The organism is Streptomyces sp. DSM 116795 (genome assembly GCF_055792905.1).
On record NZ_CM147707.1, the window covers coordinates 2133263 to 2148893 of the forward strand.

A 15631-nucleotide genomic window follows, 5' to 3' on the forward strand; every position below is an offset into this window, starting at 1 on the left:
GTACCACCCGGGCCGCCCAGGCCCAGGGGGAGGGCTGCGCCGACGACCGACAACGCAGCGTGGGGGCACCCCCGGCCGAAGGCTGGGGGAGTGCGTGCCAGACCCCGCGGTCCTGGGAGCACTCCCCCACGCTGCGCTGGGGGGACCCCCACCCAGACGGAGTCTGGGGGAGGGATTTTGCGGACACGCCCTAGGCGAAGTCGTACACGGCGAAGTCGGTGACGGGGAGGTACCCGATGCGCTGGTAGAGGGCGTTGCTGGTGGGATTGGCCGCGTTGGTGAAGAGCACGGCAGTGGCGCCTGCGGCGAGCGCGGCCCGGCTCACCTCGACCGTCACGGCGCCCGCGTAGCCACGTCCGCGTAGGTGGGCCGGGGTGTACACCGGGTCCACCCGGATCTGGCCGGCGACCATCGGGTTCACGCCCGCCATGGAGACGGGCGTGCCGTCCGGAGTCTCCCAGAACGTATAGCGCTTCTCGGCGAAGCGTGTGCCGGCCCAGGAGTCGGCGTCCACAGAGACCACTTCCCCGACGTCCGTGGCGAACTCACGGCACCAGAGCATGAGTTGCTCACGGTCCTGCTCGCCCGCGAGCCGGCCCCGGCCCGCTGGGATTGGCTCGGGTGGGGTGAGCGTGCCGAGCCGGTACAGGCGGAGCCGGTCGCGGAGTGCAGGCGTTGCGCCTGTGTGCCGCTGCCAGGCCTCGGCGAAAGCGGTGGCGGTGCCGTGGTCCGCGGCGGCACCTGGAAGGGAGAGCCCGAGGGCGGCCAGGTGGGCGGCGAGGGTGTCGGCCTGCCCGGGGGTGAGAGGGGTGACGCTCAGGCCGCGGGACGGAAGGCGGTGGAAGGTGGCGAGGACCTCGCCCGCTCGCTCCAGCCGGCCGAAGACGGGGGCTCCGGTGCCGTGTGCGGACGCCCCGAGTGTGCGCAGTTTCTCCGTCACTGTCAGCGGAATGGTGTGCAGGGCGGGCCGCGAGCGCAGGAATTCTCCGGCTCGGGCGAGAAAGTCGTCGACGTTGTCGGTGAGGTGCCAGTCATCCGGAGGAGGCATGCTTCATGATCCCTGACGGACGGACTCGGCCGCCGGTCCTCGTCACAGACACGTGTCAACCACGCGTGACCGCACAGGAGTTGTTCCCGGAAACCGGGTCCCAGGGCGTCGCATCTGTGAACCTTGAGTTTCAAGGGCTGGAGACAGGAGGTGGGCAGGATGGCCACGGTCGTGCTTGTCGGCACGATGGACACCAAGGGCGAGGAGTACGCCTGGATCTCGGAGCGCATGCGTGCGCACGGGGTGGAGACGGTGACCGTCGACGTCGGCTCCTTCTCGGAAGCGCCCGCGTCCGGCGTGGACGTGGAAGCGGCCGAGGTCGCGCGCGCCGGAGGCGGCGACCTCGCGGCACTGCGCGAAGCCGGCGACCGCGGAGCGGCCATGGAGGTGATGGCGTCCGGGGCGGCCGCGGTCGTCCTGAGGCTCTACGCGGAGGGCCGGCTGGACGGAATACTCGGCCTCGGCGGCTCCGGCGGCTCGTCGGTCGCCTCCCGCGCGATGCGTGAACTGCCGGTCGGCGTCCCGAAGTTGCTGGTCTCGACGATGGCCTCGGGCGATGTCTCTCCGTACGTCGGGGAGGTGGACGTGACGCTGATGCACGCGGTGGTCGACGTGGCCGGAATCAACTCGGTCTCCCGGCAGATCTTCGGCAACGCCGCCGCGGCGATCTCCGCAATGGCCGTGGAGCACGAGGCGCGCGGTAACGCGCCCGAGGGCGAGCGGCGGCCGACCGTCGGCCTGTCGATGTTCGGTCTGACCACGCCGGCCGTCGACGAGGCGCGTGAAGAGCTGGTGCGCCTCGGGTACGAGCCGTTGGTCTTCCACGCCACCGGCGCCGGCGGGCGCGCGATGGAGAAGCTCGTACGCGACGGTCTGCTCGCCGGGGTGCTCGACCTGACGACGACGGAACTCGCGGACGACCTGGTCGGCGGCGTACTGAGTGCGGGGCCCCGCCGGTTGGAGGCGGCGGCTGAGAAGGGCGTCCCGCAGATCGTGTCGCTCGGCGCGCTCGACATGGCCAACTTCGGGCCACGCGAAACGGTGCCGGCCGAGTTCGGCGACCGTAAGTTCGTGATCCACAACCCGGCGGTGACGCTGATGCGGACCACGCCGGAGGAGAACGCCGAGCTGGGCCGGCGCATCGGCGCGAAGCTCGCCGGTGCGCACGGACCGGTCGCCGTCCATCTCCCGCTGCGCGGGCTGAGCGGCATCGACGAGGACGGTGGCCCGTTCCGGGACGCCGCGGCGGACGAGGCTCTGTTCTCGGCGCTGCGTGACGCGCTCGCGGGATCGCGGGTCGAGATCGTCGACGTGGACGCGCACATCAACTCCCCCGGGTTCGGACGCGATGCGGCCCGGCGCCTCGACCGGCTGATCACCGGGAGGGTGTGAGGGAGCGGTTCCGCACGAGGGAGGGACTCCACACCAGGAGCGGTTCCGCACGAGGACGGCACCACACGAGTACGAGAATGCGGGACACACGCGGCCCGCACGGGACCGACGGCAGAGGGGAGCGCGGCTTTGGACCGCGAAACGGCGATGCGGCGGCTGAGGGCCACCGCGGCGGAAGGACGCCCGGTCATCGGCGGCGGGGCGGGCACGGGCCTCTCCGCCAAGTCGGCGGAGGCAGGCGGCATCGACCTGCTCATCATCTACAACTCCGGCCGCTACCGCATGGCCGGACGGGGCTCGCTCGCGGGGCTGCTCGCCTACGGCGACGCGAACGCGATCGTCATGGAGATGGCCGACGAAGTGCTGCCCGTGGTCAAGGACACCCCGGTCCTCGCCGGGGTGAACGGGACCGACCCGTTCCGGGTGATGGACCGCTTCCTCGTCCAGGTCGAGGAGGCGGGCTTCACCGGGGTGCAGAACTTCCCCACGGTGGGACTGATCGACGGTGTCTTCCGGCAGAACCTCGAAGAGACCGGGATGGGTTACGGCGCGGAGGTCGAGATGATCGCCGCTGCGCACGAGCGCGGGCTGCTGACCGCCCCGTACGTCTTCGATGAAGCGGATGCGACCGCCATGGCGCATGCCGGAGCAGACGTCCTCGTGCCGCACATGGGCCTGACGACCAAGGGCACCATCGGTGCGAACACCGCGCTCACGCTCGACGAATGCGTCGAGCGGATCCAGGCGATGCGGGACGCCGCGACCACGGTCAACCCCGACATCCTGGTCCTGTGCCACGGCGGGCCCATCGCGGAACCGGAGGACGCGCAGTACGTCCTCTCCCGCACCTCGGGGGTCGTGGGCTTCTTCGGTGCCAGCTCGATCGAGCGGCTGCCCACCGAAGTGGGCATCCGCCGGCAGACCGAGTCCTTCAAGTCGATGACGTACCGGCGCTGAGCGCGCATTCGCCGGCACGGGTGGCACGGGCGACATGGGCGGCGCGGAGACGCGGAGACGCGGAGACGCGGAGACGCGGAGACGCGGAGACGCGGAGACGCGGGCGGAGTCTCCCCGCACCCGCCTGTTCGCCTCCGAGCTGCCGGAACCGCTGAGTTGTCGGGGGACGTCGTCGCTAAGGTGTGGCGTACGGCGTGACAGGTGAAGCCGCAGTCGGAAAGGGGCCCGATGGAACCGCTGGGAGCCGGGGATCCGCGAACCGCCGGCCCGTACCGGCTGACCGGCCGGCTCGGCTCGGGCGGGATGGGCCGGGTGTTCCTCGGTGAGTCCCCGGCAGGGCGCCGGGTCGCTGTGAAGGTGGTACGGGAGGACCTGGCGTCCTCTCCCGGTTTCCGCGACCGCTTCCGCCGGGAGGCGAAGCTCGCTATGCGGGCGGGCGGCTTCTGGGCGGCACAGGTCGTCGACGCGGACCCGGACGCCGCCATGCCGTGGATCGCGAGCCAGTACGTCGACGGGCCCTCGCTCGCCGAACGCGTACGGCAGCAGGGCCCGTTGGACGAGAGTGAGGTGCGCAGGCTCGGCATGGGCCTGGCCGAGGCGCTCGCATCGTTCCACAAGGGCGGCCTCGTGCACCGCGACCTCAAGCCCTCCAACGTCCTGCTCGTGGACGACGGTCCCAGGGTCATCGACTTCGGCATCTCCAAGGCCCTGGAAACCCTGGAGACTTCGGTGGGAGCCGATCTGACGAGGGCCGGAACCGTCCTCGGTACACCCGGTTTCATGTCGCCCGAACAGGCACTGGGGCGGCCGGCGGGTCCGCCGTCGGACATCTTCTCCCTCGGCTCACTGCTCGTGCACGCGGCGACCGGCGCGGGAGCCTTCGGCGACGGGCCTTCGCACGCGCTGCTGTTCCGCGTCGTGTACGAGGCTCCCGACCTCAGTGGAGTGCCGTACGGCCTGCGGGAGTTGGCGCAGGACTGCCTGCAGAAGGCCCCGGAGGACCGCCCCGCCGCCGGTGAACTGGTCGCGCGTCTCGCGAACCGGCAGCCGGCTGCGGTCCGTGACCCGCGGGTCGCCCCGGAGGCCGTGGCCACGGGCTCGCGGACGGACGTGACGCGGTCGGCCGTGACGAACGGCGATCCGCATGCCGAGGCCGTGGCCACCACCGGGCCGCAGCAAGCGAGTTCGGCGGGCGCGACGGACGCGACCAGGCCTCCCGGTCGGTCCGCCCAACGTGCTCAGTCCGCACGGCCCGCGCCGGCCACGCACCGGAACCGGCCGCCCGCCGAGGCGCGAGACGAACCGGCGGATCCCCCCGCGTTCGCGGTGGAGGAGTGGGGCCCTCAGGTGTTCTGGCATCGCATGCGGCCGCCCGTCCTGCGGGCAGCGGCGACCGGCGCCATGATTCTCATGGTGGGGTTCGTCTTCGACGCCAATCCCGCGATTGTGATGTACGCGTGCATCGCCACGCTTCTGTACCTGGTCTACAAGTTGAGGGTGACGCTGCCGCTGCTGCGGGCCAGAGCCCTGCAAGTGGGGGCGGACGGGCTCCATGTGCGGCACGGCCCGCACATGCTGACGGTCCCCTGGCGGGACATCGCGTCCGTCACGTTCACGAGGGCGAAGAACATGCGCGAACTCGCCCTGACGGTCGCTCTCGAGAAGGGGGCCGACACCCACGTCCCACGGCAACTGAGTCCGGGAGACGGCGTGTTGACGTGCACGATCGTCTCGCCGGCCAAGGAGGAGACGCGCACCCGTGCGGCCGGACTGGAAACTGCGCTGCGCAGCTTCGCGGGCAGCCGTTTCCAGCAGAAGTCTCCCGCCGCCCACTGACGGCCGAAGTACGGGTACCGCAAGTACAGGTGAGCGACGCGGCCCGGGAGGCGCGTCGCGAACCGGGGCGGTGGGCGGCGCGGTTCGGCGCCGCCACCTCACATCCCGGGTCGAACGGTGGTCAGCCGTTTCGCCCGCATCGCAGTGGCAGGTCCGAGGGTTCTCAGCCCAACTCGACGGGGATGAGCACCTGCTCGTCGTCGAAGAAGAACCACGCGCCGCCGGTGGCGAAGTTGGCCACGTCGGCGACGGTGGCCTGGCCCTCCGGGCTGGCCAGGACCGCTTCGAGGGCTTCCCGTGACTCCGCGTACAGGCCGACGATCATGTAGTAAGGCGGTTTTTCGCCCTCCTCCGCGCCCTCGCAGTGGCCGATCGTCCAGCCGGTGAGGCCGTCCATCTTCTTGGCCAGCGGAATGTGCGTGTTGGTGTAGTGCTCGTCGAAGGCTTCGGGATCCTCGGGGTGCCCGTAGAGGACGGTCAATCGGTACACGTAGCGCTCCTGCTCAGCGTTGTCCGGTCTTCCTGAACTGCCGTATCGGTACTACACGTACGCGGCGGGCTGCGGGCTCTGCAAGAGTGCGTGACAGAGCGTCACTCACCTCAGGTCCGCCCCGACAAGGCACACCGGGCGGCGGGGGCTCGCCGAAGGCGGCCCGCTCGTCAACGGGCGCCCGCCCGGGCACGGACCCAGTCCGCCGCCTCCTGCGGGGACGAGGCGACCGGGACGCCGCCGGGCACCGGCGGCCGGCCGATCATCACGGCCGGCAGTCCCGCCTCCCGTGCGGCCGTGAGCTTGGCGGCGGTCGCGGCACCGCCGCTGTCCTTGGTGACCAGGACGTCGATGGCGTACCGCTGGAGCAGCCCGCGTTCCGCCTCGACGGTGAACGGCCCACGGTCGAGGAGGATTTCCGCCCTCGGCGGCACGGGAGGCTCCGGCGCTCCGATCGACCGGATGAGGAACCACACCCCGTCGAGGTGCGCGAAGGCGGCGGTGCCCGTACGTCCGACGGTGAGGAAGGCACGCCGCCCCAGCCGGGGCAGCACGCCGGCAGCCTGCTCCGGGGAAGCGACCACGTGCCAGTCGTCACCGGGGCCGGCGGACCAGCCCGGCCGCCGCAGCGCGAGCATGGGCACACCGGAGCGGGCCGCGGCCTGCGCCGCGTGGCGGCTGATCGTCGCGGCGAAGGGGTGTGTGGCGTCCACGAGCGCCGCAACCCGGTGTTCGGTCAGCCACCTTGAGAGACCGCCGACGTCCGAGAACCCTCCGGTACGCAGTTCGCCGGGCAGCGGCGCGGGGTTCGCGGTGCGGCCCGCGAGCGACGTGGTGACGCGCAGACGGTGCGGGACCGGCGCGCCGCCACCGGGCGGCCGGGGCGCCGGCCGTCCGCCGGTCGGCGGGTCCTGGGCCGACAGCAGGGAGGCCAGTTCGCGGGCCTCCGTGGTGCCGCCGAGGATCAGCACGTGGCGCTCGTTCACCGTCCCGCCTCTCAGTGCCGGAGTGAAGGGCGGCGGCGGGAGAGGGGTTCGGCGGACGGTTCGGCGGACACAGCCCCACTGAAGCACACAGGAGCGCACAGGAGCACTGTGCACGTCGCTGCCCGCCCGCTTCGAAGACGCCTTCCGGAGGGCGCTGTTCACGCCCGCCCGCGCGACCGGACGGACCGGCACGACCGCCCTCCCCCGGGATTCCGTAGGGTCGACGCAGCTGATTCGCCCTCGTCCCCCAAGGCAGTCGAGGCGCACCGCGCCCTGTCCGCGAAGGAGAGCTCCGTGTACGACAGGCCCGGACCCGCACGGGCGCTGCCCGGCGAGGGCTGCCGCAGCCGTGCCGCAACCGGAGAGCGGACCTCACCGTGAGCGCCGGCGACAGGCACATCCTCGTCATCGGCATCGGTGCCGGGGACCCCGGACACCTGACGCTGGCTGCCGTGGCCGCCATGCGCACGGCGGACGTCTTCTTCGTACTGGACAAGGGCAGCGAGAAGGACGGACTGGTCCGGCTGCGGCGGCAGTTGCTCGACCAGCACGTGGGGACGCCGTACCGGCTGGTCGAAGGCGAGGACCCGGAACGCGACCGCAGCCGCCAGGGCGACGGGGCCTACACCGAGGCGGTACGGGACTGGCGGCACCGGCGAGCCGACGTCTGCGAGCGGCTCATCAGCGAGGAACTGGCACCGGGCGAATGCGGGGCCTTCCTGGTCTGGGGCGATCCCGGCCTGTACGACAGCACGCTCGGAGTCCTGCGGGACATCCTCTCCCGGGGCACCGTGTCCTTCGGCTACGAGGTCGTCCCCGGCATCAGCAGCATCTCCGCGCTGACGGCGGCCCACGGCACACCGCTCAACCAGGTCGGGGGCCCGGTGCTGCTCACTCCGGGCAGGCTCCTGGACGAGGGCATCGGCTCCGCGGACGACGTCGTCGTCATGCTCGACGCCCATCAGCGCTTCACCGGGCACACGGCCGAGGATCTGTGGATCTACTGGGGCGCCTACGTCGGCACTGAGGACGAGATCCTGGTGGCAGGGCCGCTGGACCAGGTGGCCGGCCGCATCGTGGAACTGCGCGCCGAAGCCCGTGCCCGCCATGGCTGGATCATGGACACCTACCTCCTGCGCCGCTGCCGTCCCGGGGAGGAGCCCGGCGAGTCCGCGGACGATTCCCCCGCAGGCGACCGCCGCTGACGGCCGAGGGCGGCCGACGCGGGCGCGGATTCCGTACGAAGGTCCACCCCTGCCGGCGGGCGCGCGCTTCGCTCAGGCGCGCGCCCTGCTCAGGCGGGTGCCCTCAGGGATTCGACGGCCCTGACCAGCGGGGCGAGTTCGGGGTCCTTGGCCGCTTCGTCGAGCGCCTCGCGGACCGCCGTGTCGTTGGTGGGCCTCGCCTCACCGAGGAGGGCGAGGCCGTCGTCGGTGACGTCCGTGTAGATGCCGCGCCTGTCGGTCGGGCAGAGGTAACGCGAGAGCAGTCCGCGGTCCTCGAGCCGGGTCACCAGGCGGGTGGTGGCGCTCTGGCTGAGCACGACGGCGTCCGCGACCTGCTTCATCTGGAGATGACCGCCGGGTCCGGTGTGCTGACGGCTGAGGACGTCGAGGAGCGAGAACTCGCGGACGCTGAGCCTGTGCCCCGCCTGCAGGGCACGCTCGATGTGCGTCTCGATCCGGCCGTGCAGCAGGGACAGCGCGCACCAGCCCTGAGCGAGGGCGGTCATCGCCGGGTCCGTCGCGGTCATCTCTGTCTTCCTCCTTCGAAGCAGAACCTGCCGGGGCCCAGGATAGAGCACCCAGCAAGCGTTACCAGCGGACGGTCATATAGCGCGTTTGCAACTAGCTGCGCGCGCAAGTAACGTGCGGGCGGAAGCTTCCGTACCCCGGAAGCACTCCTGCACCCGCAACGGCTGGTGCACCCGCAACGGCTGGTGCACCCGTAACGACTGGCGACCGCCTTCCGCCCGGGGCGGAGAGCGCGCCATGAAGGAAGGACCCCATGCAGATCGACCTCTCCGGCCGTACCGCCGTCGTCACCGGTTCCACCGCCGGCATCGGCAGGGCCGTCGCCGTCGCCCTGGCGGCTGCCGGCGCCGACGTCGTGGTCAACGGACGCGACGAGGAACGCACCGCGGCGGCGGCCCGTGCCGTCGCCGAGGAGTCGGGCTCGAAGACGGTGCGTCCCGTGGCAGCGGACGTGTCCACCGCGGAGGGCACTCGGCGGCTCGTCGAGGCCGTGCCCGACTGCGACGTCCTCGTGAACAACACCGGCATCTTCGCGGCCGCGCCGGTCTTCGAGATCCCGGACGAGGAGTGGCAGCGCTTCTTCGACGTAAACGTACTCAGCGGGGTCCGGCTGGCGCGTCATCACGCCCCGCGGATGGCCCGGCGCGGCTGGGGCCGAGTCCTCTTCATCAGCAGCGAATCGGCGGTCATGACACCGACCGAGATGGTCCATTACGGCATGACGAAGACCGCCCAGCTCGCCCTCTCCCGCGGCATGGCCCAGGAAGTGGCCGGTACTGGCGTCACCGTGAACTCCGTGCTGCCGGGGCCGACCCTCACGCCCGGGGTGGAGGAGTTCATCACCGACCGCGTCGGGCCGGGCACCTCCTTCGAGGAGGCCGAGCGGGCGTTCATCGAGCAGGAGCGCCCCACCTCGCTGCTGGGCAGGCTGATCCGTCCGCACGAGGTCGCCGCGCTCGTTCTCTACGCCGCGTCCGAGCAGGCCTCGGCGACGACGGGTGCCGCCCTGCGCGTCGACGGCGGAGTCGCTCCGACCCTCATACCTTGATCACGCGCGCGGGCCGCGCGCCTCGTCCTCGCGGTCGCTCCAGCGTGCTGGAGCGCGGCGGGAGCGGGGCGCGTGGCCACGGCGGGGGACGCGTCACGTCGTACGGGACGAGGGCCGCGTCGACGTCCGTACGCGGCCTAGGGCCTCGTTTGGATCTTGCTGGGCACGCGGCCAGATCCAAACGACAGACGCCTAACCCTCCTCGGCGGAAATTCTGTGATCGTGCGTATAACTCCCGCCGGACGGGGTCCGCCCGCTAGCGTGCCGCACATGACAGCGCGGCCCCCCGCTCCCGTGGCCTTGCCAGGCCGGTACGTCGTGCTGGAGCCACTCAGGATCGATCACGTCCCGGAGCTCTTCGCGGCCCAGGGCGGTCTGGAGACGGACTGGGGCTGGCTTCCGGTGCACGCGCCGCGCTCGCAGGCCGAGATGCGCTTCATCGTGGAGCAGCGGCTCGCCCAGCAGGCGGCGGGAGCCGCCTTCCTCTTCGTCGCGCTGAACGCCCGCACCCACCGGCCCGCCGGCTGGATCGCGTATCTCAACATCGGCGTGATCGACCAGCGCCTGGACATCGGCTGGCATTGGCTCGGGGACTCGCTGACCGGCACGTACGCCACCGTCGAGATGCATCTGCTGCTCTTGCGGCACGCCTTCGACGACCTGGGGTTCTCGCGGGTGCAGTGGCAGCTCGACGACCTCGACCGCAGGAGCCACGAGGTGATGCAGCAGATCGGTGCGGTCCGTGAAGGTCTGCTGCGGCGGCATCAGAGACGCCCGGACGGCACGTGGCGCGACACCGTCCTCTACGCGCTGCTCGCCCCGAGCCGTGCGACACCCGTGGGCGGCTACGGCCAGCTGGCGTTGCAGGCGGCGCCCGCCGCCTGGCCCACGCCGGGACTTCCCAGCCCCGCCCCGCCCCGGCCGGGGCTCCCTCCCGCGGACAACCGGTACAGGATCTGACGGAACCTCCGCACCGGTACGGACGCCCTCGCCTTCCGCGCCCTTCGCGTCCTCCGCGTCCTCCGCCTCTTCCGCCTCTTCCGCCTCTTCCGCGTCTTCCGCGTCTTCCGCGTCTTCGGCAGCCACCGGTACGACCACCGGAACCCGGAATCCGCACCCGTCCGTCCCCCTGAACTCGCCCCGCGCCGCCCGGTTTTCAGACCGGAGACGTACCTCGCGGCGGCATCCCCCGTGGGGCCCACCCGCGCCGGAGAGCCGAACGTGCCCCATTCGAAGGCGTATTGCGGACCGGCTCAGAATCGCGCGACGAGCAGGCGTGACCGCAATTCTTCATTGGTCGCACCGATGCACCGGAATTTCCAGCGCCGAGGATTTTAATTTCATTGGGACGACCGGCACTTGGGGCTTTGAATCGTTGCTACGCTCGCTGCGAATTTGAGGCGGCGTCACTTATGACGCCGCTTCGGCAAGGAGATTCACCGGGCGAAGACAAGGAGGCGAAATGCGGAGAAGAACTCTGTGGGCGGCGCTGGCGGCCACCTCGGCGCTGACGCTGACCGCAACGGGGGTGGCGACCGCCGTCGGCGCGGAGGAGGCGGCGGACTGCGCAGGGACCCGGATTTTCGAGGTCGGCGGCCATCGCGACGGCAATGCCACGGTCTACGACAAGAGCAACGCCGGTCTCCCGGCCGGCACGGACTTCCAGAAGGTGCCCTACTCGGCCGAGATCGCCCCTTTCCCGGGTGACACGCTTTCCATGGACGATTCGGTGTCCGAGGGAATCGCCAAGCTCGACAAGGCTGTTCGCGACTACCACGCGCAGTGCCCCGGCTCCCACATCACCATCTCCGGGTACTCCGAGGGAGCGATCGTCGCGGGTGACGAGCTGAACAAGCTGTCGCAGGAGCAGACGATCCCGCACCAGCAGATCGACGGGGTGCTCTACGGCGATCCGAGGCGCCCCGGAGTGAACGGCGGCCCCGGCGGCATCGAGACGAACCTGCCCACGATCGTCCCCGGCATCACGATGAAGGGCCCGCGCGGCTTCGGTGACATCGCTGTCCACGAGATCTGCAACAAGAACGACGGCATCTGCTTCTCGGAGAACCCGGTCACGAACCTGCTCGGTTTCGCCAACGGCGTCGCCGGCTACTTCCTCGGCGACCACGCCTACGACATCGACCCCTCGGCCCACCGGGGCAACGGCGACACCGTCCACGACCAGCCGCCACGCGTGCCGCACGGCCCGCCGCTCCCCGTCCCGGCGAAGACGCCGTACGAGACGTACAACGGGAACCTGCAAGAGGCGCAGCGCGTGACCGGCGGGTTCCGTGAGGGCGCCGCGAAGCACCTTCCGGCCGGACTGCGAGACCGGCTCGACGAGTTCCCCTGGCTCTCCGTCCCCGGGAAGTGACCACCGGGCCGCGGCCCGCTTTCACGTCCCCTCGCGTTCCCCCTCGTGCCGGGCCCGGCTCTCCTCCGGGCCCGGCACGAGGGCGCCCGTGGCAGCTGTCAGCCGAGCCGGCCGAAGGTGTGCGTGACGTGATCGGTGAGCATCGTCAGCCCCGGCTGGGGACGGCCGAGCGCGGCGGCGGACTCCGGGATGGTGCGGTGCTCCAACTTCCAGCTCAGGCCGGTCAGTTGGCCTTCCACCGGGGCACGCTCCCCCGCCGGGAAGAGCGAAGGGAGGTCCATGCCGAGCGCGTCGGAGCGCTCGCGCATGACGGGGTCGTCGAGCAGGTGCCCCACCTTCTCGATCCGTTCGACGGCGAAGCGGCTGCCGGCCGCCGAGAGACGGCTGACCTCCTCGAACAGCCTTGTCTCGGCCTCGGGCGGAAGATACGGAAGAAGCCCCTCGGCCAGCCACGCGGCCGGCCGGGAGGCGTCGAATCCGGCGGCCTCCAGAGCGGCTCCCCAGTCGTGGCGCAGATCGGCCGGTACCGGCCGGTGATCGCAGCCCGGGGTGGCGCCCTCCTCGGCGAGCGTGGCCGACTTGAAGTCGAGTACCGCCGGCTGGTCGAGCTCGAAGCAGACGGTGCCGGCGGGCCAGGAGAGCCGGTACGGACGGGTGTCGAGCCCGGACGCGAGTATCACGGCCTGCCTGATGCCGTCCCCGGACGCGTCCCGGAAGTAGTCGTCGAAGACCCGTGAGCGCAGCCCCACGTAGTCGGAGGCGCCGTTCCACAGCTCGTCGTCCCGGCCCTCGGCCGCGGAGCCGGCGGACCCACGGGAGCCGCCGGAGCCGCCGGAGCCGTCGGAGCCGTCGGAGCCGTCGGAGCCGTCGGAGAAGGGGAAGGGCACCGGCGACTGCGCCGCGGCGACGAGCCGGGAGGCGTACGGGTCGCTTATCAGCGCGTCCGAGCGTGCGGTCTCGGCTGCTCTGCCGGCGGCCACCGCCAGGGCGGTCACCCCGACGCCGGTGACGATGTCCCACTGCTGGTCCGTGCTCAACGGACACCTCCGTGTTCGCAGTCGTGCTGGTCAGATGCGACCCCGCGAACGCGTGGCGGGCTGCGGGCCCGGGCCCTCACGGGAGGCCGCCGGGCCGCACACTATTAGATGGTAGCCCCAAGCAACTAGCCCTTCCTCGGGGGCGGTGAGCTGCGGCGTCCATGCCGCGTATAGACATGGGCTATCGGGTGATCGGAGGCGACTCTTTGACACAACCGGGAAGCCCGCACAAGGCTGGCGATGTCGCGGACGCGCTCATACGCAGACAAGAGCTGCTATAACCGGCCGGGCTCCCCTGCGCCTCTTGAACACCGGGCCGTACGGGCCGGGAGGACCGGACGCACCGGACCTCAACCGAGCACCGGCGCCGCCGAGTTCGCGTACGCGGCAGAAAGGGACCGAAGAGACCATGCGCAGCAACGAGGACCCGGACGACGAGCTGTCCGTCACCCCGCCCAAGACCTGGGCGACGGGCGTGCCCGGCGTGACCCACGCCCTCCAGTACTCCCTGAGCCAGACCTCCGTACGGCGCACGGCGCTCACGCTTCTGAACGTCAACCAGACCAAGGGCATCGACTGCCCGGGCTGCGCCTGGCCGGAGCCCGCGCCGGGGCAGCGGCACCGCAACGAGTACTGCGAGAACGGTGCCAAGCACATCAACGACGAGGCCACTTCGCGCCGCGTCACCGCGGAGTTCTTCCGCGAGCACTCCGTATCCGAGCTGGACCAGAAGTCGGACTACTGGCTCAACCAGCAGGGCCGCCTGACGGAACCCGTGGTCAAGCGGCCGGGCTCGGACCACTACGAGCCGGTCGGCTGGGACGAGGCGATCGGTCTGCTCGCCGGCGAGCTGCGCGGCCTCGCCTCCCCCGACGAGGCCCTCTTCTACACCTCGGGCCGGGTCAGCAACGAGGCCGCGTTCCTGCTGCAGCTCTTCGCCCGCGCGTACGGCACGAACAACCTGCCCGACTGCTCCAACATGTGCCACGAGTCGAGCGGTTCGGCCCTCCAGGAGACCCTCGGCACCGGCAAGGGCAGCGTGAGCCTGCAGGACGTCCACGACGCGGACCTCGTCCTCGTCGTCGGGCAGAATCCTGGCACCAACCATCCGCGGATGCTCTCCGCGCTGGAGGAGACCAAGCGCAACGGCGGTCAGGTCGTCGCCGTGAACCCGCTGCCCGAGGCCGGGCTGATGCGGTTCAAGCACCCGCAGAAGGTGCGCGGCGTGCTCGGGCGGGGCACCGAGATCGCCGATCAGTTCCTGCAGATCCGCCCCGGCGGCGACCTCGCGCTCTTCCAGGCCCTGAACCGGCTGCTGCTGGAGGCGGAGGACGAGGCGCCGGGCGAGGTGCTCGACCACGGCTTCATCGAGAGCCACAGCACCGGCTTCGGCGAGTACGCGGCACACGCCCGCGAGGTCTGCTGGGACGACGTGCTGACCGCCACCGGCCTCTCCCGCGAGGAGATCGAGGCCCTGCACACACGTGTCCTGCGCTCGGAGAAGATCATCGTGTGCTGGGCGATGGGCCTGACGCAGCACAAGCACGGCGTGCCCACCATCCGCGAGATCGTCAACTTCCTGATGCTGCGCGGGAACATCGGCAGGCCGGGAGCCGGAGTCTGCCCCGTACGCGGCCACAGCAACGTGCAGGGCGACCGCACCATGGGGATCTGGGAGCGGGTGCCGCAGTCCTTCCTGGACGCCCTGGAGCGGGAGTTCGGCTTCACGCCGCCCGCGGAGCACGGGCTGGATTCGGTGAACGCCATCAGAGCCATGCGGGACGGGAAGGCCCGGCTCTTCCTCGGAGTGGCGGGCAACTTCGTACGGGCAAGCCCGGACAGCCAGGCCACCGAAGAGGCCCTGCGCGGCTGCCGGCTGACCGCGCACATCTCGACGAAGCTCAACCGCTCGCACACGGTGTGCGGGGACACGGCGCTGATCCTGCCGACGCTCGGGCGCAGCGACAGGGACCTACAGGCCGGCGGGGAGCAGTTCGTCACCGTCGAGGACTCGATGAGCGAAGTGCACGTCTCGCGCGGGCGGTTGGCCCCGGCCTCGCCGATGCTGCTGAGCGAGGTGGCGATCATCGCCAGGCTGGCGCGTGCGGTTCTCGGCGAGAGCCCCGCAATCCCCTGGGAGGAGTTCGAGGCGGACTACCGCACGGTCCGGGACCGCATCTCCCGAGTCGTGCCGGGGTTCGAGGACTTCGAGGCGCGGGTGGGGGTACCCGGAGGCTTCCGGCTGCCCAATCCGGTGAACGAGCGGAGGTTCAACACCCCTGGCGGCAAGGCCCTCTTCACCCGGAACGAGTTCACGATGCTCCAGGCGCCGGAGGGTCATCTGCTGCTGCAGACGCTCCGCTCCCACGACCAGTGGAACACCGTCCCGTACGCGATGAACGACCGCTACCGCGGCATCCACAACGCCCGCCGCGTGGTGCTGGTCAACCCCGCGGACCTGGAGGAGCTGGAGCTCGCCGACCGCGCCGAGGTCGACCTGGTGAGCGTGTGGCACGACGGGCTGGAGCGTCGGGCAAAGGGCTTCCGCGTGGTCGCGTATCCCACGGCCCGCGGCTCCGCAGCCTCGTACTACCCGGAGACCAACGTCCTGGTGCCGCTCGACAGCGTCGCCGACATCAGCAACACGCCGACGTCCAAGGGCATCGTCTGCCGGCTGGAGCCGGCAGGGCTGCCAGGCTGAGGCCGTCC

13 protein-coding genes are annotated in these 15631 nt (G+C 71.1%); 8 read left to right on the forward strand and 5 right to left on the reverse strand.

Annotated features, from left to right (window positions below):
* Positions 1-190: 190 nt before the first annotated feature.
* Entirely contained in the window at positions 191-1048 is an 858-nt protein-coding gene (locus tag ACSMXX_RS08990; RefSeq protein WP_473183503.1) for a GNAT family N-acetyltransferase, read from the reverse strand.
* A gap of 159 nt (positions 1049-1207) precedes the next feature.
* Here ACSMXX_RS08990 and ACSMXX_RS08995 point away from each other — a divergent pair, with 159 nt between their 5' ends.
* The 3 genes from ACSMXX_RS08995 (at position 1208) to ACSMXX_RS09005 (ending at position 5233) form a co-directional block, all read left to right on the forward strand.
* Positions 1208-2440 (forward strand): Tm-1-like ATP-binding domain-containing protein, encoded by a 1233-nt coding sequence (locus tag ACSMXX_RS08995; protein ID WP_473183504.1) that lies wholly within the window; start codon positions 1208-1210, stop codon positions 2438-2440.
* Between the two features lie 129 nt (positions 2441-2569).
* Positions 2570-3397, forward strand: a complete 828-nt coding sequence (locus ACSMXX_RS09000; RefSeq protein ID WP_473183505.1) for a phosphoenolpyruvate hydrolase family protein — start codon at positions 2570-2572, stop codon at positions 3395-3397.
* A 228-nt stretch (positions 3398-3625) separates the two neighbouring features.
* Positions 3626-5233, forward strand: coding sequence for a serine/threonine-protein kinase (locus ACSMXX_RS09005; protein ID WP_473183506.1), 1608 nt, complete (start codon positions 3626-3628; stop codon positions 5231-5233).
* Positions 5234-5396: 163 nt separating this feature from the next.
* On the opposite strand, the gene ACSMXX_RS09010 is transcribed toward ACSMXX_RS09005, so the two are convergent.
* Positions 5397-5723, reverse strand: coding sequence for an EthD family reductase (locus ACSMXX_RS09010; protein ID WP_473183507.1), 327 nt, complete (start codon positions 5721-5723; stop codon positions 5397-5399).
* A gap of 170 nt (positions 5724-5893) precedes the next feature.
* Positions 5894-6709, reverse strand: a complete 816-nt coding sequence (locus tag ACSMXX_RS09015; protein ID WP_473183508.1) for a cobalt-precorrin-6A reductase — start codon at positions 6707-6709, stop codon at positions 5894-5896.
* A 377-nt stretch (positions 6710-7086) separates the two neighbouring features.
* Here ACSMXX_RS09015 and cobF point away from each other — a divergent pair, with 377 nt between their 5' ends.
* On the forward strand, positions 7087-7914 hold the full coding sequence (gene cobF, locus ACSMXX_RS09020; RefSeq protein ID WP_473183509.1) for a precorrin-6A synthase (deacetylating): 828 nt from the start codon (positions 7087-7089) through the stop codon (positions 7912-7914).
* Positions 7915-8003: 89 nt separating this feature from the next.
* On the opposite strand, the gene ACSMXX_RS09025 is transcribed toward cobF, so the two are convergent.
* Positions 8004-8462 carry a MarR family winged helix-turn-helix transcriptional regulator gene (locus tag ACSMXX_RS09025; RefSeq protein WP_473183510.1) on the reverse strand — a complete coding sequence of 153 codons (459 nt, stop codon included), beginning with the start codon at positions 8460-8462 and terminating at the stop codon, positions 8004-8006.
* 254 nt (positions 8463-8716) lie between these two features.
* On the opposite strand from ACSMXX_RS09025, the gene ACSMXX_RS09030 reads away from it, so the two are divergent.
* From ACSMXX_RS09030 to ACSMXX_RS09040, 3 genes are all read left to right on the forward strand, one after another.
* A complete protein-coding gene (locus ACSMXX_RS09030) occupies positions 8717-9511 on the forward strand; it encodes an SDR family NAD(P)-dependent oxidoreductase (protein WP_473183511.1) in 795 nt (264 codons plus the stop codon).
* 270 nt (positions 9512-9781) lie between these two features.
* The gene (locus tag ACSMXX_RS09035) at positions 9782-10471 is read left to right on the forward strand and encodes a GNAT family N-acetyltransferase (protein ID WP_473183512.1); all 690 of its coding nucleotides are present in this window, start codon (positions 9782-9784) and stop codon (positions 10469-10471) included.
* A gap of 502 nt (positions 10472-10973) precedes the next feature.
* On the forward strand, positions 10974-11885 hold the full coding sequence (locus ACSMXX_RS09040; protein ID WP_473183513.1) for a PE-PPE domain-containing protein: 912 nt from the start codon (positions 10974-10976) through the stop codon (positions 11883-11885).
* Between the two features lie 98 nt (positions 11886-11983).
* Here the strand turns inward: ACSMXX_RS09040 and ACSMXX_RS09045 are convergent, their stop codons facing one another.
* Entirely contained in the window at positions 11984-12922 is a 939-nt protein-coding gene (locus ACSMXX_RS09045; protein ID WP_473183514.1) for an SAM-dependent methyltransferase, read from the reverse strand.
* Between the two features lie 409 nt (positions 12923-13331).
* Between ACSMXX_RS09045 and ACSMXX_RS09050 the strand changes: the two genes are divergently transcribed.
* The gene (locus tag ACSMXX_RS09050; protein WP_473183515.1) at positions 13332-15623 is read left to right on the forward strand and encodes an FdhF/YdeP family oxidoreductase; all 2292 of its coding nucleotides are present in this window, start codon (positions 13332-13334) and stop codon (positions 15621-15623) included.
* Positions 15624-15631 lie beyond the last annotated feature (8 nt).

Bases quoted from the DNA above. Each gene is read 5' to 3' on its own strand.
- ACSMXX_RS08990 (WP_473183503.1), bottom strand. From the start codon at position 1,048: ATGCCTCCTCCGGATGACTGGCACCTCACCGACAACGTCGACGACTTT.
- ACSMXX_RS08995 (WP_473183504.1), top strand. From the start codon at position 1,208: ATGGCCACGGTCGTGCTTGTCGGCACGATGGACACCAAGGGCGAGGAG.
- ACSMXX_RS09005 (WP_473183506.1), top strand. From the start codon at position 3,626: ATGGAACCGCTGGGAGCCGGGGATCCGCGAACCGCCGGCCCGTACCGG.
- ACSMXX_RS09025 (WP_473183510.1), bottom strand. From the start codon at position 8,462: ATGACCGCGACGGACCCGGCGATGACCGCCCTCGCTCAGGGCTGGTGC.
- ACSMXX_RS09030 (WP_473183511.1), top strand. From the start codon at position 8,717: ATGCAGATCGACCTCTCCGGCCGTACCGCCGTCGTCACCGGTTCCACC.
- ACSMXX_RS09035 (WP_473183512.1), top strand. From the start codon at position 9,782: ATGACAGCGCGGCCCCCCGCTCCCGTGGCCTTGCCAGGCCGGTACGTC.
- ACSMXX_RS09040 (WP_473183513.1), top strand. From the start codon at position 10,974: ATGCGGAGAAGAACTCTGTGGGCGGCGCTGGCGGCCACCTCGGCGCTG.
- ACSMXX_RS09050 (WP_473183515.1), top strand. From the start codon at position 13,332: ATGCGCAGCAACGAGGACCCGGACGACGAGCTGTCCGTCACCCCGCCC.